This is a genomic window from Oricola cellulosilytica, assembly GCF_019966575.1.
Lineage (GTDB): Bacteria > Pseudomonadota > Alphaproteobacteria > Rhizobiales > Rhizobiaceae > Oricola > Oricola cellulosilytica.
In genome coordinates this window covers 104,044-123,684 of record NZ_JAINFK010000005.1, presented here as the reverse complement: position 1 = coordinate 123,684, position 19,641 = coordinate 104,044, and the positions used below count along the sequence as shown (strand labels likewise).

Annotated in this window: 17 protein-coding genes; 11 read left to right on the top strand and 6 right to left on the bottom strand. The window is 57.7% G+C overall.

Annotated features, from left to right (window positions below; genetic code table 11):
- The first annotated feature begins 11 nt into the window (after positions 1 to 11).
- Complete coding sequence (locus tag LC298_RS12945) at positions 12 to 479, top strand: type II toxin-antitoxin system RatA family toxin (protein ID WP_131570054.1); 468 nt, start codon at positions 12 to 14, stop codon at positions 477 to 479.
- On the opposite strand, the gene LC298_RS12940 is transcribed toward LC298_RS12945, so the two are convergent.
- Both LC298_RS12940 and LC298_RS12935 read right to left on the bottom strand, forming a co-directional pair.
- Positions 471 to 989, bottom strand: coding sequence for a CinA family protein (locus LC298_RS12940; RefSeq protein WP_131570056.1), 519 nt, complete (start codon positions 987 to 989; stop codon positions 471 to 473). The two genes, LC298_RS12945 and LC298_RS12940, sit on opposite strands and share 9 nt — an antisense overlap.
- Positions 970 to 2,241 (bottom strand): bifunctional 2-C-methyl-D-erythritol 4-phosphate cytidylyltransferase/2-C-methyl-D-erythritol 2,4-cyclodiphosphate synthase, encoded by a 1,272-nt coding sequence (locus tag LC298_RS12935; protein ID WP_131570058.1) that lies wholly within the window; start codon positions 2,239 to 2,241, stop codon positions 970 to 972. Before LC298_RS12935 ends, LC298_RS12940 begins: the two co-directional genes overlap by 20 nt.
- Before the next feature lie 150 nt (positions 2,242 to 2,391).
- Here LC298_RS12935 and dusB point away from each other — a divergent pair, with 150 nt between their 5' ends.
- From dusB to hflX, 10 genes are all read left to right on the top strand, one after another.
- Entirely contained in the window at positions 2,392 to 3,417 is a 1,026-nt protein-coding gene (gene dusB, locus LC298_RS12930; protein WP_199223314.1) for a tRNA dihydrouridine synthase DusB, read from the top strand.
- Positions 3,417 to 4,550, top strand: a complete 1,134-nt coding sequence (locus LC298_RS12925; RefSeq protein ID WP_131570062.1) for a two-component system sensor histidine kinase NtrB — start codon at positions 3,417 to 3,419, stop codon at positions 4,548 to 4,550. Before dusB ends, LC298_RS12925 begins: the two co-directional genes overlap by 1 nt.
- A 7-nt stretch (positions 4,551 to 4,557) precedes the next feature.
- Entirely contained in the window at positions 4,558 to 6,012 is a 1,455-nt protein-coding gene (gene ntrC / locus LC298_RS12920; RefSeq protein WP_131570064.1) for a nitrogen regulation protein NR(I), read from the top strand.
- A gap of 97 nt (positions 6,013 to 6,109) precedes the next feature.
- Entirely contained in the window at positions 6,110 to 8,437 is a 2,328-nt protein-coding gene (locus LC298_RS12915; protein ID WP_223385681.1) for a sensor histidine kinase NtrY-like, read from the top strand.
- On the top strand, positions 8,434 to 9,795 hold the full coding sequence (gene ntrX, locus LC298_RS12910; protein WP_131570068.1) for a nitrogen assimilation response regulator NtrX: 1,362 nt from the start codon (positions 8,434 to 8,436) through the stop codon (positions 9,793 to 9,795). The genes LC298_RS12915 and ntrX overlap by 4 nt, the downstream gene beginning before the upstream one ends.
- 26 nt (positions 9,796 to 9,821) lie before the next feature.
- Entirely contained in the window at positions 9,822 to 11,198 is a 1,377-nt protein-coding gene (gene trkA, locus LC298_RS12905) for a Trk system potassium transporter TrkA (RefSeq protein WP_131570070.1), read from the top strand.
- A 31-nt stretch (positions 11,199 to 11,229) separates the two neighbouring features.
- Positions 11,230 to 12,711 (top strand): potassium transporter TrkG, encoded by a 1,482-nt coding sequence (locus LC298_RS12900; RefSeq protein ID WP_131570072.1) that lies wholly within the window; start codon positions 11,230 to 11,232, stop codon positions 12,709 to 12,711.
- 10 nt (positions 12,712 to 12,721) lie between these two features.
- Positions 12,722 to 13,585, top strand: a complete 864-nt coding sequence (locus LC298_RS12895; protein WP_131570074.1) for a D-amino-acid transaminase — start codon at positions 12,722 to 12,724, stop codon at positions 13,583 to 13,585.
- 95 nt (positions 13,586 to 13,680) lie between these two features.
- On the top strand, positions 13,681 to 13,932 hold the full coding sequence (gene hfq / locus LC298_RS12890; protein WP_131570076.1) for an RNA chaperone Hfq: 252 nt from the start codon (positions 13,681 to 13,683) through the stop codon (positions 13,930 to 13,932).
- 62 nt (positions 13,933 to 13,994) lie between these two features.
- The gene (hflX, locus tag LC298_RS12885) at positions 13,995 to 15,299 is read left to right on the top strand and encodes a GTPase HflX (RefSeq protein ID WP_428977563.1); all 1,305 of its coding nucleotides are present in this window, start codon (positions 13,995 to 13,997) and stop codon (positions 15,297 to 15,299) included.
- 4 nt (positions 15,300 to 15,303) lie between these two features.
- On the opposite strand, the gene mazG is transcribed toward hflX, so the two are convergent.
- The 4 genes from mazG to metG all read right to left on the bottom strand — a co-directional run bounded on the left by mazG (position 15,304) and on the right by metG (position 19,572).
- Positions 15,304 to 16,137, bottom strand: coding sequence for a nucleoside triphosphate pyrophosphohydrolase (mazG, locus tag LC298_RS12880; protein ID WP_131570078.1), 834 nt, complete (start codon positions 16,135 to 16,137; stop codon positions 15,304 to 15,306).
- 264 nt (positions 16,138 to 16,401) lie between these two features.
- The gene (locus LC298_RS12875) at positions 16,402 to 17,235 is read right to left on the bottom strand and encodes an MBL fold metallo-hydrolase (RefSeq protein WP_131570080.1); all 834 of its coding nucleotides are present in this window, start codon (positions 17,233 to 17,235) and stop codon (positions 16,402 to 16,404) included.
- Positions 17,228 to 18,022: a TatD family hydrolase gene (locus LC298_RS12870; protein WP_131570082.1), complete on the bottom strand. Its 795-nt coding sequence runs from the start codon at positions 18,020 to 18,022 to the stop codon at positions 17,228 to 17,230. The genes LC298_RS12875 and LC298_RS12870 overlap by 8 nt, the downstream gene beginning before the upstream one ends.
- A gap of 5 nt (positions 18,023 to 18,027) precedes the next feature.
- Entirely contained in the window at positions 18,028 to 19,572 is a 1,545-nt protein-coding gene (gene metG / locus LC298_RS12865) for a methionine--tRNA ligase (protein ID WP_131570084.1), read from the bottom strand.
- Positions 19,573 to 19,641 lie beyond the last annotated feature (69 nt).

The following is a 19,641-nucleotide window of genomic DNA, read 5'->3' as shown; positions in this document are numbered from 1 at the left end:
CGCTCGTCAGTATGCCAAAATTCGAGGACAGAACCGCTGTTCCCCACACTGCCGAGGAAATGTTCGCCCTCGTGGCGGATGTCGAGCGGTATCCGGAGTTTCTGCCGATGTGCGAGGCGCTGAAGGTGCGGGACCGGCGTCAGCGCAACGGCAAGACTATGCTCATCGCCGACATGACTGTTGGCTACAAGATGATCCGTGAGACGTTTACCAGCCAGGTTCTTTTGAAGCCCGAGGAAAAAGCGATCGACGTTACCTACGTCGAGGGCCCTTTCAGGTTCATGGACAATCGATGGCGTTTCGAGGACCGGGCGGACGGCGGGTCGGATGTCCTGTTCTACATCGAGTATGAATTCAAGAGTCGTGCGTTAAGCCTGTTGATGGGGGCGATGTTCGAGAGAGCATTTCGAATGTTTTCGAACGCCTTTCAAAAGCGTGCCGATGCAATCTATGGCGAGGTCCCGGCTGTATTAAGCTGAGGACTCGACGTTTGGCGCGAGCCGGATCGTTTCAGTCAGGATCTCCACAGCCGCCATCACCGCAGCCTCCCGTACGAATCCGCGGCCGTTGTTCGGAAAGACCGTCTTATGGACAAAGGTGGGCGCCCACGCGGCAGCGCAGCCAAACCAGACAAGGCCGACCGGCTTCAGATCTGTTCCTCCATCCGGGCCAGCAATACCCGTCACAGATATGGTGACATCGGCGTTGGAGCGGGCGAGGGCGCCTTCTGCCATTGCGCTCGCAACCTCGCCAGAAACGGCCCCATGCCGATCGAGCAATTCCCCTGGGACGCCAAGCATCTCCGTCTTGGCAGGATTGGAGTAGGTAACAAAACCGCGATCGACCATGGCCGACGACCCCGCGATATCGGTCAGGGTGGCGGCTACGAGACCGCCGGTGCACGACTCGGCTGTCGCAATCACAACCGCTTTCTCATTGCAAAGCGCAAGCAAGGCTTCCAATCTGGCTTCAATGTCCACGGCGGTCATCCGTTATTTGCTGCTCCTCCCGCGCGTTTATCGAGCCTGCGAACGCAACGGTCGCCGTTGCCATCGCGGCAATACCCTCCTCTCGTCCGACGAAACCGATCTTTTCGTTGGTCGTTGCTTTTACGGAGATGCGGTTGGTTTCAAGCTCCAAAATCTTGCTGATCGCCGTTCGCATGGCATCCCGATACGGGCCGATTTTCGGTGTCTCGCAAAGGAGCGTTACGTCACAATGGGTGATGCAGCCGCCACGTTCCGATACGAGTTCGGCTGCGCGGGTCAGAAAAACATGCGATGCCGCGTTTCTCCATTGAGGATCGGATGGGGGGAAGTGGGTGCCAATATCGCCCGCGGCGACACTCGCAAGCAGCGCATCAGTCAGCGCGTGCAATCCAACATCGGCGTCGGAATGGCCGGCCAGCGTCCTGTGATGCGGAATACTGACGCCGCATAGGGTGATATGAGTGCCACCCACGAGTTGGTGGGTGTCGTAACCATGCCCAACGCGAATGTCCGGAAATTTCGGTTGCTTATCGGCGAGCAACATGCGTTCAGCGTCCTCGAAGTCCTGCTGATAAGTCAGCTTAACATTGCGGCTATCGCCGACGACGATGGTTACCGGCAAATCGGCCCACTCGAATAGTGAGGCATCGTCGGTGAAACGCTCATCGGATATCTGCGCAGCGCGGCGATGTACGTCCACAATCGCATCGAGATGGAAACCTTGCGGCGTTTGCGCCGTAAACAGGCCGTCTCGGGTGACGGTTTTGAGGACGCGTCCGTTACTATCGACATGTTTGATAGTCTCCGCAATAGGGAGGGCGGGAACGACCCCATGGCTCGGAGCCTTCGAAATCGCAGCAACCATGTCGGTCAACATTCTTTGCGATACAAAGGGCCGTGCGGCGTCATGGATGAAAACGTGGGTTGGCGGCGAGGGTAGGGAGGTCAGCGCGAGAAGACCTTCGCGAACAGAAGCTTGCCGGGTGACGCCTCCGACTACTACATGCGTTTCCGCTAGTAGGGTGCCGATTGCTCGTTCGAGAAGGTCGCCATCGTCTGCGTGTCGCACGATGATGATTGGACAGGTGGCGCTCCAGGCGCGGATCGCTTCCAACGTTCGGGCGATGACCGGGATTGAAGCCAGATATCGATACTGCTTTGGGCCAAGATCAGACAGACCCGCCCGTTCACCGCGACCCGCTGCGACAATTACCACACCAAATGTGACTTGCGGCGATTCTCTTTGCTGCATTTTGGACAACGGGAGCGGCAATAGCTTTAAAATGCCAAATTTCGTGATAGTGGCGCTCCTTTAACACACTGCGGCGATTGCACAACCGATGAACCGTGGCTAACATTTGGGCAGAATGGCCAGATGCATAACAAACGTTCACAAAGTAATATGAACATCACGCAGCCGCTAACGGTCGGACCGGTCAAATTGCGCAATCGCGTGTTTGTCGCGCCCATGTCGGGGGTCACCGATTTGCCCTTCCGCGAACGCGCATATGGTCATGGTGCTGGGTTGGTGGTTTCGGAAATGATCGCAAGCCAAGAGTATTGCCGCGCGCGCCGGGAGAGCCGCAAGCGAGCCGAGTCCGGTACAATTCCGGTGCGAATGTTACAGCTCGCCGGCCGCGAGGCCCAGTGGATGGCGGAAGCAGCGCGTATCGCCGAAGACGAGGGTGTCGACATCATCGACATCAACATGGGATGTCCCGCCAAGAAGGTGACGGGCGGCCTCTCGGGCTCAGCGCTCATGCGAAATCTCGACCATGCAATGTCGCTTATTAAGTCCACACTCGCCGCCGTGAGGGTGCCAGTGACGCTGAAGATGCGGCTCGGATGGGATCACAACTCCATCAACGCGCCGGAACTCGCGCGCAGAGCGGCTGATGCGGGCGTTCAGATGATCACGGTTCACGGTCGTACACGCGAGCAACTGTATCGCGGAACGGCGGATTGGGCGCGCGTTGCGGAGGTGCGGGCAGCCGTCTCAATTCCGTTGGTCATCAACGGTGACATTAAATCGCGTGAGACCGCGGACTTGGCACTTATACAATCAGGTGCCGATGCAGTGATGATCGGACGAGCAAGCTACGGCGCGCCATGGGTCGCCGGCCAGATCGCGAGGGAATCCGGCTTTTGTGACTCGTGTGCCGAGGCAGTACCAGAGAGAGCGGAACTCGGCGGCTATGTTGCAGCCCATTATGAGGACATGTTGGCCCACTATGGCGTTGAACCCGGCCTGCGCCACGCCCGCAAGCACCTTAATTGGTATCTTGATAAACACACAGCTGACCATCCGGACTTCGAGCGGCTGCGGCGTGGTATCATGACCGGAACGGACCCGCGGAACGTGCTTGACCTCATAGCGGACGCATTCGCTGAACCCTTCAGGCCGGCATTGAATGCGAAAGCAGCGTGATGTCGCTTGAGGCGCGGAAGAATTCCAACAATAGTTCCAGAGCACTCCAGGTGCTTGATACGCTGCGCGATCCTGTCGTTATGATCGACAACAACGATATGATTGCCTTCGCCAATCTTGAGGCGGAATACTTCTTCTCTTCATCGCAGGGCCAACTCGCCAAATCGAAGATCCAGGACTTCGTTCCGTTTTCCAGTCCGTTCCTGGCGTTGATCGCCCAGGTTCGCGGGGATCAGTCGCCGATCAACGAATATCGCGTAGACCTGTCGTCTCCGCGATTGGGGGCAGATCGTATTGTGGACGTCCACGTCACGCCGGTATCGGAGGAGCCGGGAGCGATGGTCATCGTTTTCCGCGAACGCTCAATGGCCGAAAAGTTCGATCGGCAGATGACCCATCGCGGCGCGGCGCGTTCGGTGACCGGCCTTGCTTCGATGCTCGGTCATGAGATCAAGAACCCGCTCTCGGGTATTCGCGGTGCGGCGCAATTGCTCGAAGCGGTCGTGAGCGATGAGGACCGTGCCCTGACCGGTTTAATTCGTGATGAAACCGATCGGATCGTATCGCTTGTTGAGCGCATGGAAGTGTTTTCCGACGAGCGGCCGATCGAACGTGAGGCCGTCAACATCCACGTCGTTCTCGACCGTGTGCATACGATCGCTACTTCAGGCTTTGCGCGGGGCATCGAATTCGTCAAGCAGTACGACCCCTCGCTTCCCTCAGTCCTCGGCAACAAGGACCAGTTAATCCAGGTCTTCCTGAACCTAGTCAAAAACGCGAGTGAAGCATGCCGGAGCCGCGAAAACGCTCAGATCAAGCTTCGCACTGCGTTTCGTCCAGGAGTCCGGTTGTCGATTCCGGGGGCCAACGAGCGCGTCGCGTTGCCGCTCGAATTCTGCATCGAGGACAATGGGCCAGGCGTTCCCGAAGACATTCAGATGCACATGTTCGATCCCTTCATCACCACGAAGCAAAATGGATCGGGTCTGGGCCTCGCGCTCGTCGCGAAGACGGTCGGCGACCACGGCGGAGTGATCGAATGCGACTCGCAGACCAACAAGACGATCTTCCGAATCCTTATGCCGGCGGCTCCTCGATCGCATGTTGCCGGTGAATTATATCCGCCGGAGTGAGGGAGTCATGAAAGGAACCGTACTCGTCGCCGACGACGACGCAGCCATTCGCACGGTGCTGAGCCAAGCGCTCTCACGCGCTGGCTACGAGGTCCGGCTCACGTCGAACGCTTCGACACTCTGGCGATGGATCGCCGCCGGCGAGGGCGATGTCGTGGTGAGCGATGTCGTCATGCCGGACGATAACCTTTTTGATATCCTACCTCGCTTGAAGAAGGTGCGGCCGGAACTTCCGGTTATTGTGATGAGCGCACAGAACACGTTCATGACCGCCATCCGCGCGTCGGAGAAGGGTGCCTACGAGTACCTGCCAAAACCGTTCGATCTGATCGAATTGACGACGATCGTCGGGCGCGCGTTGACCGAGACGCGGCGCAAGTCCGAGGATGGCAAGAGCGCACCCGCACAATCTGAACCGGAAGGAATGCCGCTGGTCGGCCGTTCCGCAAGCATGCAGGACATCTACCGCGTGCTTGCGCGGATGATGCAATCTGACTTGACGGTTCTGATCAACGGAGAATCCGGTACGGGAAAGGAATTAGTCGCACGTGCGCTGCACGAATACGGCAAGCGCAAGAGTGGGCCTTTCGTCGCCATCAACATGGCCGCTATTCCGCGGGACCTGATCGAGTCGGAGTTGTTCGGTCATGAGAAGGGCGCCTTTACCGGCGCGCAGGCAAGATCGAGTGGGCGTTTCGAGCAGGCGGAAGGTGGCACGTTGTTTCTTGACGAGATTGGCGACATGCCGATGGAGGCCCAGACCCGATTGCTACGGGTCCTTCAGCAGGGCGAGTACATGACCGTAGGCGGTCGCACACCGATCAAGACGAATGTGCGGATTGTTGCCGCGACGAATAAAGACCTTCGATCACTGATCAACCAAGGCCTCTTTCGCGAGGACCTCTATTATCGTCTTAATGTTGTTCCGCTGCGTATGCCGCCACTGCGCGAGCGGCTCGAAGACGTCGGTGATCTTGTCACCCATTTCCTGGCGATGGTCCAGCGCGAAGGGCTCGAAGCAAAACGCGTACTGCCCGACGCGCTGCAATTGATGACGCGCTATCAGTGGCCCGGCAACGTGCGTGAACTTGAAAATTTAATACGCCGTTTGAGCGCACTTTATCCGCAAGAGGAAATTACCGCCGAAATCGTGGCGGCCGAACTCGATTCGGGCGACGGAGGCAAGACCACGGCGAGCGACATACTTGCCGGGGAAATTACCGTTTCGCAGGCGGTCGAGCAGAACATGCAGCAATATTTCAGGTCATTTGGCGAACACCTTCCGCCATCCGGCCTTTACCATCGTATGTTAGCCGAACTGGAGCCGCCACTGATCCTGGCAACCTTGGCGGCGACGCGCGGCAATCAGATCAAGGCGGCGGAAGTTCTCGGATTGAACAGGAACACCTTGAGAAAGAAGATCAAAGAGCACGACCTCAACGTCTTCAAAGGACCGCCATAGCATTGATGATGCGGAGTGGCTGTTGCAAAATCGCCACATTCTGTTGCATGTTTGTGACTGCTGATCTCAATCTGGGACGTTTTCTCACATGACGGCGATGCAGAGAGGCGAGGGCGCTATGGATCTCGGTTTGCGAGACCGGCGAAGCGCCCGCGCCATGCAGATACGCGGTATCCTTGTCGTCGTGTGCGCTCTCGTGACGGCTGGTGTTTCTTTCACCGTCCTGATCGGGCTGACGCCTATTCAGCCGGATAGCCGAGTGACTCTCGCAGCAATTGCGATAAACGGGTTTTTCGTATTTGCGATCCTGTTGCTGATCGGGATCGAGCTCCGCCGGATATATCAGGCGCGGAAGTCCGGAAAGGCGGCCTCGCGTCTGCATGTCCGCATCGTCAGCCTGTTTTCTCTGATTGCAGCAGTCCCTGCGATTGCGATCGCGATCGTCGCCAGTATAACGCTCGATCTTGGCTTGGACCGGTGGTTCGAGATTAGAACGAAGACCATCGTCGACTCCTCGTTGCAGATTGCCGAATCTTACATCAACGAGAACGCACTCAATCTTCGCGATGCCACCATCAACATGGCCTTTGCGCTCGATAGCCAGCGCCGTCTCTATAGTCTCGATGCTGGCGGCTTTCGTCAGTTCCTGACGCAGCAAGCGCGTGCGCGCGGCATGTTGGGGGCGTTCGTAATCCGCCCGAATGGCGATGTCGTTCATAGTGCAGATATCGAGGTCGAGCGGCCCCTTCCGCTGCCACCGAACGATGCATTGGCGTCCGCTGCCGACGGGCGGCCCGTTATCATTCCGCCGGGCGTTACCAACCTTGTGGGCGGCGTGATGGAACTCCGCGAGATTCCGAACGTGCTTCTTTACACGGTCCGTACTGTCGATGCCGATGTGCTGGACGCCGTCGGACTGATGCAACAGAACCGGGCCGAATATACGGGATTGGAAGACAATCGCTTTAACGTGCAGCTGGCTTTCGCAATCCTCTATTTCGGCCTCGCGCTGATCATGCTGTTATCGGCGATCTGGACCGGTCTTGCAGTCGCCAACAGGCTGGTAAGACCGATCCGCCAGTTGATTAACGCCGCCGACGAGGTCTCCGGAGGTAATCTGGACGTGCGTGTGCCGGTTCGGGCCTCCGATGGGGATGTCGGACACTTGGGTCAAACTTTCAATGCGATGCTTGGACAGCTCAAGGCGCAGCGTGACGAGATTCTTGCTGCAACCGACCTGATCGACCAACGGCGCCGCTTTTCGGAGGCGGTTCTGTCAGGCGTCTCCGCGGGGGTGATGGGCGTGGACGATGAAGGTCGTGTCACAGTCGCCAACCGGTCAGCTGCAGTCATTCTCGGTGCAAACGGCTCAATCGAGCCGGGAACCCCACTTCGAGATGTGTCGCCGCATGTCGCCACCGCGCTTGCCGAGGTCAAGGGCAGTGATCGGCCCGACGCGCGGAAGCAGATTACATTCCTTGATCGCGGTGGACGGGAAAGAGTGCTGAATATCCAGGTTACGATGGATCGCGACATGGAGAGAGAAGGTCACGAACTCGGGATGGATGACACGGGCCACGCTCCGCATACGCATGTGATTACCATCGACGACATATCGGATCTCGTCGAAGCGCAGCGCTCTACGGCTTGGGCCGATGTGGCGCGGCGGATTGCGCACGAGATCAAGAACCCGCTTACACCGATCCAACTTTCCGCCGAGCGGTTGCGGAGGCGCTATCGAAATGTGATCGACGACGATCGGCAAGTTTTCGACCAGTGTACCGAAACCATCATACGACAAGTAGGAGATATCGGCCGTATGGTTGACGAGTTCTCTTCGTTCGCCCGCATGCCCAAGCCGGTGATGGCGCGACGCGATCTTCGGCAAACGTTACAGGAAGCTACGTTTCTGGTCGAAGTCAGCCGGAACGATATCCGGTTCGAGCGCGATTTTGGCGACGAGCCACTCATCTGCAGATACGATGACAGACTAGTTGGCCAAGCTGTTGGAAATATTGTAAAAAACGCCTCCGAAGCGGTGGAGGCGTTTCAGGCGTCGGATGATCCCGAGGAGCGCGAGGAAGGACATATACTCGTGCGCGCTTACCGGAATGCAGACGGACAAATCTCAGTTGATGTGATCGACAACGGACGGGGATTGCCGCGGCAGAACCGGGCAAAACTTCTCGAGCCCTACATGACGACGCGCGAAAAGGGTACCGGCCTCGGTCTAGCTATCGTCAAGAAAATTATGGAAGACCATGACGGAAATCTCGAGCTCCACGATGCGCCGGCGGATATCCATGGGGGGCGCGGTGCGCTTGTTCGCCTAGTCTTCCCGGCGTCGACCGCTAATTCCGAAGCGCCCAATGTTGCCGAAACTACGGCTGTCGAGCACTACTCTGAAACGGAGCAAACGGCATGAAGGCTGATATTCTGATCGTCGATGATGAACAGGACATCCGCGAGATCGTTGCCGGGATCCTGGAAGATGAGGGGTACGAGACGCGAACCGCACAAGATAGCGAGAGCGCGCTTGCTGCTATTGCCGACCGGGTTCCGAGGCTGGTGTTTCTCGATATCTGGCTGCAGGGCAGCAAACTCGATGGCTTGGCGCTGCTGGACGAAATTCAAACGATTCACCCCGGTATGCCGGTCGTGATGATTTCGGGACACGGCAATATCGAAACTGCCGTATCAGCGATCAAGCGCGGCGCCTACGATTATATCGAGAAGCCCTTCAAGGCTGACCGCCTTGTTCTGGTTGCCGAGCGTGCATTGGAGATGTCGACACTCAAGATGCAGGTCCAGGATCTCAAGAAACGCTCGAATGAGAGCACGGAATTGATCGGAAGTTCTAGCTCAATCAATGGACTACGCCAGACGATCTCACGAGTAGCGCCGACCAATAGCCGGATCTTGATAACCGGCCCGTCCGGATCGGGCAAGGAGTTGGTCGCGCGCGCCATCCATGCGGAATCGTCCCGGGCAAAGGGGCCGTTCGTCGTGATCAATGCGGCCGCAATCACTCCGAACAGGATGGAGACGGAATTGTTCGGCACAGAGCCGAATGGCGGTGAACGTAAAGTAGGCGCGCTTGAACAGGCACATGGCGGCATTCTCTATCTTGATGAGGTTGCAGATATGCCTCTTGAAACTCAGATGAAGATCTTGCGCGTCCTAGTTGATCAGGAATTCGAGCGCGTTGGTGGTGTTCGCCGGGTCAAGGTTGACGTGCGCATCATTTCCTCCACCGCATTCGATCTGGAGGAACTTATTGAGGCAAACCGCTTTCGACGCGATCTCATGAATCGGCTTGCTGTGGTACCAATCGCCGTCCCGCCTCTTGCCGAACGACGGGAAGATATCCCTCTACTCGTACAGACGTTTACGACACAGATCAGTGATCAGACCGGGATCAAGCCAAAGATGATAGGCGAGGATGCCATGGCGGTCTTGCAGACTCACGACTGGCCGGGAAATATCCGCCAATTGCGGAACAATATCGAGCGATTGATGATCCTCACGCGCGACGAGCCTGACGACCTTACCATCAGTGTGGATATGCTTCCGGCGGAGATCGGCGAAAATCTGCCGCGGGCGCCGACCGCCGACGATTCGCATATCATGGCACTGCCACTGCGGGAGGCGAGGGAGCGTTTTGAGCGTGACTATCTATTGGCCCAGATCTCACGTTTCGGCGGAAACATCTCGCGTACTGCCGAATTCGTTGGTATGGAGCGCTCCGCATTGCACCGCAAGCTGAAGTCGCTTGGGGTCTGAACCAGATGGGACGAACAGGAAACTGAATGCGAGTCATCATTTGCGGGGCAGGGCAGGTCGGATACGGCATTGCTGAGCGACTTGCGGCGGAGGCGAACGATGTCTCGGTAATTGACACGTCAGCAACGCTGATCCAGCGGGTTCGCGATACGTTGGATGTGCGTGGGTTTGTCGGCCACGGCAGTCATCCGGACGTTCTGGCCGCGGCGGGAGCGGAGCAGGCTGACATGATTATTGCGGTCACCTTGTATGACGAGGTGAACATGACGGCCTGCCAAGTGGCGCATTCGCTTTTCGATGTGCCGACCAAGATCGCGAGGATTCGGGCCCAAAGTTATCTGGCTGCTCACTACAACAACCTATTCTCGCGCGATCACCTCCCGATCGATGTCATCATCTCGCCGGAGCGCGAAGTCGGCGACGTGGTGCTGCGTCGTATCGCGTCTCCCGGGGCAACGGACATCGTGCAGTTCGCCGAGGGCAAGGTCACGATGATGGCGATCGAGTGCCGCGACGATTGCCCCGTCATCAATACGCCGCTCAGTCAGTTGACAGAACTTTTTCCCGATCTCTCGGCAACGGTCGTGGGAGTTTGGCGAAACGAGAATCTCTTTGTTCCTCACTCAGCCGACCAACTTCTCGCAAGGGATCTGGTTTATGTCATAGCGCATCGCGATCAGGTGAAGCGGACACTCAGTCTTTTCGGGCACGACGAGACGGAGGCGCGGCGCATTATCATCGCTGGCGGCGGTAATATCGGTCTCTATGTCGCGTCACAACTTGAAGCCCGAGGATCGCGTTCCAAGGTGAAGATCGTTGAGGCGGATCATTCGCGCGCAGTGGCGGTGGCCGACCAGTTGCACAGAACAGTGGTGTTGAACGGTAGTGCGCTGGATCAGCAGGTACTCATTGAGGCCGACATCGAAGAAAGCGATCTCATGGTCGCGCTAACCAACGATGATCAGGTGAATATATTGTCGTCGGTCATGGCGAAGCGCCTTGGCTGTAACTCGACGCTCGTTCTCATAAACGATCCGGTTTACCAAGGCTTTACGAATACCCTTGGAATCGACGCTCAGCTGAACCCACGCGCAGTGACGATCTCCCGGGTGCTTCAACACGTGCGTCGCGGCCGGATTCGCCAGGTTCACAGCGTCCAGAAGGGCTCAGCGGAGGTCATCGAGGCTGAAGCCCTGGAAACATCGCCGCTCGTCGGTTCCCCCTTAAAACAACTCGATCTCCCTGAGGACATCCGTATTGGGGCAGTGTTTCGCGATGGAAAGGTGATTAAGCCGGATGGCACGACCGTCATCAAGGCGAAGGACCGCGTGGTTATCTTCGCCATGTCGTCCGCGGTCCGGCAGGTAGAGCAGATGTTCCGTGTAAGCCTCGAATTCTTTTAATGTCTTACGGACCTCCCCACAGGGGCATGTCATGCGGACTGTAATTCTACTGCTTGCCTTTGCTTCCGCGATGTTTCTGGCTTCGCTGGTAGCTCCCATCTTAATCGGGCTCGCTTATGGCGAAACAGAGCAAGTGGTTCGTCTGACGGTCATCGGCTCCGTGGGGGTGTTCATCGCCGGCGTCTGCATTGCCGCAACGATGGGGTATCGGCACGGCCTGACACACACACGGCTCATATTGACCATGGTACTCGTCTGGCTCGGCATGACCATTCTGGGGGCAATACCGCTTTCAGTGGCGGGGGAAATGCCTTTCGGAGCAGCTTATTTCGAGAGTGTCTCTGGCTTGACTACGACCGGAGCTTCGGTCCTGAGCGGACGCGAATCACTTCCACGCGCGATCTTGTTCTGGCGCCTACAGTTGGAATGGATAGGCGGATTTCTGACATTGGCAACGCTGTTTCTGGTGCTGTCACCAATGGCGATTGGCGGAGTTCCGAGAAGAACGAGCGCCGCAGAGTGGCAAATGGAACTGACCGGCGACCGCGACGCCGGGATGGAGCATCTGAAACGTTATTTTCCGCTTCTAACCTATTATTGCGCGGCATCGGTGCTGGTATATTTTGCCTTTGTGGCCAGTGGAGCCGATAGCCTTGATTCCGCGTATTTGACGATGACGGGTATTTCGACGGGAGGGTTCAACCCGTATGAAACCGAATTCGAAGCTCGATATGGGCGCGCAACACTCGTGGTAATGGCATGCGTGCTCGCGGTTTCAGCTACCAGCCTTCTCTGGCAACGCTACGAACTGTCGAATCCATTCAGACGCGTGATGCAAAATAGAGAAGCATGGTGGGTCTTCCTGTTCATAGCAATCCTGACAGGCTGCTATATCGTAGCGTTTGGTTCGGTGAGTGGTGCTCGATCCTGGCTCACGACCACTTCGATCACTGACAGTTTTCTCGCCGCCGCGTCGGTTATCTCTACTTCCGGTCATGAACCACGGCCAGGCGTGATCGAACTGCTTCCAGAGGTCTTCGTCTTTTCGCTCGCATTTGTTGGTGCCGGGGTGTTTTCCACTGCCTCCGGCCTCAAGGTCCACCGACTGGGAGCAATGCTCGTTCAATGCTATCGCGAATTGAGCCTGCTGATCTATCCCAGTTCCGTGATCCCGACGCGCATCGCAAAGGCGCGCTATGACGAACGGATAATTATCGAATCCTGGCCAGTCCTAGTGTTGCTACTCGCGGTCATGGCGGTTGCCCTCTTTGCCCTTTCTGGAGGGGCAGGCGGATTTGAGGCATCCATGCTCTCGGCCATGGCCCTGTTGTTGAACGCCGGGCCACTTTACGAGGCTTACGCGCCTGTCGCCGCAACTGGAGAAACGTGGCCGTCGTTTCGCGAATTTACCGCATTCGAGCAAGGCGTCAGTTGTGTAATCATGATCCTCGGCAGACTGGAATTCGTCGCCGTATTTGCAATTCTCAACCTAAAGTATTGGGTGAGTCGCTAGGGGGTTGGACGTGAGCCGCATTGCCTTCGTCAACGGACGTTACCTGCCGCATCGTGATGCATCTGTCCATGTGGAGGATCGCGGGTATCAATTCGCTGACGGCGTCTACGAGGTCTGCGAGGTTGCGCGAGGACACATCATGGACTTGCGCCGCCATCTCGACCGGCTCGACCGGTCTTTGCGCGAGCTTCAGATGAGTTGGCCAACGGAGCGGCGGGCGTTGCAACTGATTGTCCAGGAAGTTGTGCGGCGCAATCGCGTCCACAACGGGCTCGTATATCTGCAGGTGACGCGCGGGGTGGCGCGCCGCGATCACGTGTTTCCGCCACCGGACACCAAATCGTCGCTGGTGGTAACCGCTCGCCGCAACAACCCCACTGCCGCCCAGACGAATTCAGAGAAGGGAATTTCCGTAATCACAGTGCGGGAGAACCGATGGGAGCGCGTCGACATAAAGACGGTCGGGTTACTTCCGAATGTCATGGCGCGCCAGGCTGCCAGGCTGGCGGGCGCAGCGGAGGCTTGGTTCGTCGATGACGATGGTCACGTCAAGGAGGGCGCGGCCACCAATGCCTGGATCGTGACGGCTGAGGGAACACTGGTAACGCGTCCGGCCGAATTCGGCATTTTACGTGGGATAACGCGCGCCGTGGTCATGGAGGTGGCGAAGCGGCAGGGCTTGAAGGTCGAAGAGCGCAGCTTTTCGGTTGACGAAGCCAAGCGCGCCCGCGAAGCGTTTATCACCGCCGCCACCACCGTCGTCATGCCTGTGATCGCAATAGACGGGACGCCTGTCGCAAATGGTCACCCCGGGTCAACCGCACTCGCCTTGCGCGAAGGGTTTTTTGATGAGGCCGAGAAGACATTTGCTTAAGCGCCCGTGAGATGTCGGAGGTTTTTCCGCTAGATGCATTGCAGCGAAAGCCGAAGCTGATTATCTGGTAAGCGGCAAGAAAAAACGGAAATAACATGGCAGAACGCTCCCAGAACTTGCAAGACCAGTTCCTTAACGCCGTCCGCAAGCAGAAAATTCCTCTGACCATATTTCTGGTCAACGGCGTGAAACTGACAGGGGTAGTGACGTCCTTCGATAATTTTTGTGTTCTGCTTCGCCGAGATGGTCACGCCCAGCTGGTCTACAAGCATGCAATATCCACGATCATGCCCAGTCAACCTGTGAACATGTTCGAAAACGAAGAAGCGGTTGCGAAGGCCGATTGACCGAAAATCTGGAGACACATCGCGAAGCGCACCGCGCGCGCAAGACCTCTGCTGCAGAGCAAATTGCGACGCCGACGCGCGCCGTTGTCCTGGAGCCCGAACTCAAGGCACGCGGTGTTGAAAGAGCGCCTCGCGACGGGCATGCGAGGCGCTCCGCCGGCGACAGGCTTGCCGAAGCAGAGGGACTCGCGCGTGCTATCGACCTCGAGATTGTCCATGGGGCGATCTTGCCGGTCTCAAAGCCACAGCCGGCGACGCTTCTGGGCTCCGGAACCGTCGAGGAAATCTCCGCGATTGTCAAAGACAGCGAGGCAGCGCTCGTGGTCGTCGATTACGCGCTCACGCCCGTGCAACAGCGGAATCTGGAACGGGCCTGGAACGCGAAGGTTCTGGATCGAACCGGCCTAATTCTGGAGATATTCGGTCGAAGGGCTCAGACTAAAGAAGGCTCGTTGCAAGTTGAGCTTGCGCATCTGAACTTTCAGCGAGGACGCCTTGTGCGCAGTTGGACGCACCTCGAGCGGCAGCGAGGCGGTGCCGGGTTCCTGGGCGGGCCCGGTGAAACACAGATCGAGGCAGACCGAAGAATTTTACAAAGTAAGATCAAGCGCTTGGAGCGAGAACTTGAGGCGGTTCGTCGCACACGCACCCTCCATCGTTCGCAGCGAAGAAAGGTGCCGTTGCCAATTGTTTCGCTGGTCGGTTACACGAACGCTGGGAAGTCCACCTTGTTCAACCGCCTGACCGGCGCTGAGGTGGTCGCCGAGGATATGTTGTTTGCGACACTTGATCCTACGTTGAGACGGCTGGAACTGCCGGGCGGGTCATGGGTTATCCTGTCCGACACGGTTGGCTTTATCTCCGATCTTCCGACCCATCTCGTTGCTGCATTTCGCGCCACGCTGGAGGAGGTTCAGGAGGCCGACGTCATCTTGCATGTGCGCGACATTTCCAGCGAAGCGTCTCGCGAAGAGGCCTCCGATGTTACTGAGATACTTCGCGAGCTAGGCATCGACCCGGAAGACAACCGGCGCATCATCGAAGTGTGGAACAAGGTAGATCTTCTCCGACCTGATCGCGATGGCCCGCCGATGGGGCGGACCAGTGATGAGAGTCCTGTCGCTGTTCCGGTTTCCGCGCTGACGGGTGAGGGGACCGACGAATTGCTGCGGGAGATCGAGAAGCGGATAATGGGCGCCATGGTCGAGCGACGGTACACAATTGCGCCCGACCGTTATGCCGATATCGCATGGCTTTACGACCACGCCTCCGTTCGTAACCGCGAAACGGCCGATGACGGCACGATCTTCGTCGATGTCGAAATGACCGCGGATGCTGCCCTGGAGTTCGAAAAGCGTTCGGACTGATCGGTCAGTTTGTGGCGGTTTTCGCCTGCTGCCAGAGCGCTTCCATCTCACTGAGCGTTGCGTCTTCCGTAGTCCGTCCGGTCGCCGCAAGCCGTGTTTCTATGAATTTGAAACGAGTCAGAAATTTCAGATTGGCCGACTCTAAGGCCGCCTCGGGCTCGAGATCCAGATGACGGCCGAGATTGACGATAGAAAAGAGCAGGTCTCCGTATTCTTCCTTGATCCTCTCAACTGCGGAGGCGTCCATGGCCTCCTTGAGTTCGCCTATCTCTTCCTCGATCTTTTCAAGAATCGGCGGCGCAGTGTCCCAATCGAAGCCGACGCGCGCCGCACGTTTCTGAAGCTTGATAGCACGCATCAAAGCGGGTAGGGCGCGTGGCACCTCGTCAAGCAGGGAAGGGACGCGGGTCTCTCCTCCGTTCGATGGGCCGCTGCCGGCGCGCAGTGCAGCCTTCTCGTCCTTTTCTTCCGTCTTGATCTTCTCCCACATCCCTTTCGCCAGTTTGTGGCCATGAACCGTTTCGTCGCCAAAAACATGAGGATGACGACGAACCATTTTGCGCGTGATTGCTTCGACAACATCTCCGAACGAGAACTCGCCAGCTTCTTCTGCCATCCGCGCGTGAAAAACCACCTGCAGGAGGAGGTCGCCAAGTTCGTCGGCAAGATCGACCATGTCGTTGCGCTCGATCGCGTCGGCGACCTCGTAAGCTTCTTCGATTGTGTAGGGCGCGATGGTTGCGAATGTCTGTTCGACGTCCCACGGACACCCTGACTCTGGATCGCGCAATGCAGCCATGATTTCCAACAGGCGCGAAATATCGCGTGAGGGTGTCATGATCTCGGTATCCTTTGAGCTTTGGGCACTTCGAACGCCGCTTGTTTCGTTACGAGCGATTGTTGCATAAGATAGATTATGGAACTGGATAACGTGTGCAGGTGGATGCGACGCGCCGCCCGCAAGTCTTTAAGATCTATACGATATCGGCTCATGTGCGCCTAAATCCGACAGCGGCGCGAGCGCGCCGGTGTCTGCATCTGGAATTGCATGCATGCTTGGTCGCGCGCGCTATGAGCGAACCGGGCCTCGGAACAATCTCCGTCATCCCGGGAATGTATCCGGAAGCTCTAGAACCAGCCCGTCGTAGCACGGTTCCACGTTTTCGGGCGTCTCACGCATCACGGTTTCGTAGTCGAGCGGTATGTGCATGTGCGTCAGAAATGAGCGTTTGGGTCTCAACGTCGCAATGATTTCCAAAGTTTCCTCAAGCGACAGATGGCTTGGGTGCCGACGGTACTGGAGCGCATCCACGATTAAAATATCCAGCCCGTGCATTCGTTCGAGCGTCGATTGGGGAAATTCGCTGACATCCGAGCAGTACGCAAAATCGCCAATTCTGAAGCCGAGCGAGAGGATCGAGCCGTGAATTTGGACGAGCGGCTCGAACCGGACCGGTCCTGCAGGTCCAGGGACCTCGATTGGGGTGTCGTGGCTGATCAAGTTGGTACGAAGTATCGGTGGATATGAACTGCCCGGCGGTGTCTCGAAGCAGTACCCGAACCCTTCCACGAGGCGGTCGTGAGTGGGCACATCCGCCCAGATATCCATGAGCCGCTTCTGCCATAAGACGAACGTCCGGAGATCGTCGATACCGTGGATGTGGTCTGCGTGGGCGTGGGTGTAGACGACGCCATCCAACTGCCTAACCTTCGCGGATAGCATCTGCTGGCGGAAATCCGGACCAGTGTCGACGACCACGCAAGTTCTTTCTCCCCCCGGACGAACGCGCTCGATCAGAAGCGAGGCGCGCGACCTCTGGTTTTTCGGATTGGTAGGATCACAGTTTCCCCAATCACCATTCAGGCGTGGTGTTCCCGGCGATGAACCGCATCCCAGCACGGTATATCTCATCATTGCCGATGAGCTTTCAGGCATCGTGGCGTGGCACCTTGGAGAACAGACTATAAAAATTCTCGGTCGTCATCTGGGCGATCTCCCTGAGATCGACCCCTCTCACGTCAGCTAGGGTCGCGGCGGTGTGTTCGACCATGGCCGGTTCGTTCCTTTTTCCGCGGTACGGCTGCGGCGCGAGATAAGGAGCGTCGGTTTCCACAAGAATACGTTCCGACGGTAGATCGCGTGCAATTGCGCGAAGTTTCTCAGACTTCTTGAAAGTCAGGATTCCGGAAAAGGATACGTACCCACCGAGCGCAATCCCGACTTCCGCGAGTGCCCGTCCTGAGGAGAAGCAGTGCAGGACAAAGGGGAACGTCCCCTTTCCTTCGACTTCCTCCCTCAATATGCCAGCAACATCTTCATCTGCGTCGCGTGCGTGGATTATGAGTGGCAGCCCTGTTCGACGAGCGGCATCGATATGGCGGCGGAACCCTTCTGCCTGTGCCTCGCGTGGCGCATTATCGTAGAAATAATCGAGACCGGCTTCACCGATCGCCACAACCTTCTTGCCTTCAGCTATTCGGACCAGATCATCGGCGCTGACGTCGAGTTCCTTATCGGCGTGGTGCGGATGAGTTCCGATGGAACAATAAACATCGTCATAGGCAGCCGTAATTTTTTGAATGCGTGAAAATTCCTGCACTTTCGTCGAAATCGTGACCATCCGCACGAGCCCTGCCGCGCGCGCACGCTGCACGATCTGATCGCGCTCTTCCTCAAAATCGGGGAAGTCGAGGTGACAGTGGCTGTCGATCAGTACCGGCATCGAATTCATGCCGCGTCAGTTTTCTCGACATATCGCGGGAATACGCCGACGGGCGCCGGTAGCTCGGTACCCGAAACAAGCATCCGGTCAATGCTTGCGAAATCCCGGGCACCCTCGCCTACCGCAAGAAGATTGAGCAATCGTTCGCCGGAGGCCGGCATGAACGGCTGCACCATGATCGCGATACGGCGGACCGTCTCGGCGACAGTGTAGAGCACTGTCGCCATGCGCTCGGGGTCGGTCTTTCGTAGCGCCCAAGGCGCCTGAGCGTCGATGTAACGGTCGGCGTCGGCGACGAGCGTGAAGATCGATTCGAGCGCCCGGTGGATCGCCTGCCTCCCCATCGCGTCGCGCGCGTCTTTCAGAATCCCCTCGGTCTTCCCGAACAGTGCGCGGTCGTCCTCCGTCAGGCGCGAATTGTCGGGCACCTTACCGTCGCAGTGCTTGGCGATCATCGACAGCGAGCGCTGGGCAAGATTGCCAAGACCGTTGGCAAGATCGGCGTTGATGCGGTTAACGATCGCCTCGTGGCTGTAAGAGCCGTCATTGCCGAACGGCACCTCGCGCATGAAGAAGTAGCGCACCGGATCGAGGCCGTAGGCGTCGATAAGCGCAAACGGGTCGACCACGTTTCCGACCGACTTCGACATCTTCTCGCCCTTGTTGAACAGGAAGCCGTGCGCGAAGACGCGTTTCGGCAGTTCGACCCCGGCGCTCATCAGGAAGGCCGGCCAGTAGACGGCGTGGAAGCGCACGATGTCCTTGCCGATGATGTGCGTGGCCGGCCAGTAGGCCCACCGCTCCGCGTTCTCGTCAGGAAAACCTGCGGCGGTGATGTAGTTCGTGAGCGCATCGACCCAGACATACATCACATGCGCGTCGTTTCCGGGAACGGGGATGCCCCAGTCGAAGGTCGTGCGTGAGATCGACAGATCCTTCAGACCGCTCTTGACGAAACTCGCTACCTCGTTGCGCCGTTCGGCGGGCAACACGAAATCCGGGTTCTTGTCGTAGAGTTCGAGTAGCCTGTCGCCATAGGCGGAGAGGCGGAAATAGTAGCTCTCCTCCTCCACCCATTCGACCTCGGAGCCGAGCGGCTCACGGCGCACCCCGTCTTCACCGACTGTCGTTTCGCTCTCGTCGAAATATGCTTCCTGGCGCACCGAGTACCAGCCGCCATACTTGCCCAGATAGATGTCGCCGTTCGCCTCCATGCGCCGCCAGAGTTCCTGGACGGACCGCTTGTGGCGCTCTTCCGTGGTGCGGATGAAATCGTCGTTTGAGCAGCCCAGCGCCTCAACCATGCACTGAAAGACCGCCGCGTTGCGGTCGGCAAGTTCGATCGGCTTGATGCCTTCCTTCTCCGCTGTCTGCTGCATTTTCTGGCCATGTTCGTCAGTTCCGGTCAGGAAAAGCACGTCCTTGCCGTCATGGCGCGCAAAGCGGGCGAGCACGTCGGTTGCTATCGCCGTGTAGGCGTGCCCGATATGCGGAACGCCGTTGGGATAAAAAATCGGCGTCGTGATATAGAAGCGTTCTTTCGCGGACATGAAGTCTCGTTTGAAGTGGTTCGAGCGGTGCCCTGCTCTATCCGATTTCGCGCCGCAAAGAAAAGCCGC

What these genes read in the sequence shown, in the direction of transcription:
- LC298_RS12945 (WP_131570054.1), top strand. Translation starts at nt 12, where the DNA reads ATGCCAAAATTCGAGGACAGAACCGCTGTTCCCCACACTGCCGAGGAA.
- LC298_RS12940 (WP_131570056.1), bottom strand. Translation starts at nt 989, where the DNA reads ATGACCGCCGTGGACATTGAAGCCAGATTGGAAGCCTTGCTTGCGCTT.
- LC298_RS12935 (WP_131570058.1), bottom strand. Translation starts at nt 2,241, where the DNA reads ATGCAGCAAAGAGAATCGCCGCAAGTCACATTTGGTGTGGTAATTGTC.
- dusB (WP_199223314.1), top strand. Translation starts at nt 2,392, where the DNA reads ATGAACATCACGCAGCCGCTAACGGTCGGACCGGTCAAATTGCGCAAT.
- LC298_RS12925 (WP_131570062.1), top strand. Translation starts at nt 3,417, where the DNA reads ATGTCGCTTGAGGCGCGGAAGAATTCCAACAATAGTTCCAGAGCACTC.
- ntrC (WP_131570064.1), top strand. Translation starts at nt 4,558, where the DNA reads ATGAAAGGAACCGTACTCGTCGCCGACGACGACGCAGCCATTCGCACG.
- LC298_RS12915 (WP_223385681.1), top strand. Translation starts at nt 6,110, where the DNA reads ATGCAGAGAGGCGAGGGCGCTATGGATCTCGGTTTGCGAGACCGGCGA.
- ntrX (WP_131570068.1), top strand. Translation starts at nt 8,434, where the DNA reads ATGAAGGCTGATATTCTGATCGTCGATGATGAACAGGACATCCGCGAG.
- trkA (WP_131570070.1), top strand. Translation starts at nt 9,822, where the DNA reads ATGCGAGTCATCATTTGCGGGGCAGGGCAGGTCGGATACGGCATTGCT.
- LC298_RS12900 (WP_131570072.1), top strand. Translation starts at nt 11,230, where the DNA reads ATGCGGACTGTAATTCTACTGCTTGCCTTTGCTTCCGCGATGTTTCTG.
- hfq (WP_131570076.1), top strand. Translation starts at nt 13,681, where the DNA reads ATGGCAGAACGCTCCCAGAACTTGCAAGACCAGTTCCTTAACGCCGTC.
- mazG (WP_131570078.1), bottom strand. Translation starts at nt 16,137, where the DNA reads ATGACACCCTCACGCGATATTTCGCGCCTGTTGGAAATCATGGCTGCA.
- LC298_RS12875 (WP_131570080.1), bottom strand. Translation starts at nt 17,235, where the DNA reads ATGCCTGAAAGCTCATCGGCAATGATGAGATATACCGTGCTGGGATGC.
- LC298_RS12870 (WP_131570082.1), bottom strand. Translation starts at nt 18,022, where the DNA reads ATGCCGGTACTGATCGACAGCCACTGTCACCTCGACTTCCCCGATTTT.
- metG (WP_131570084.1), bottom strand. Translation starts at nt 19,572, where the DNA reads ATGTCCGCGAAAGAACGCTTCTATATCACGACGCCGATTTTTTATCCC.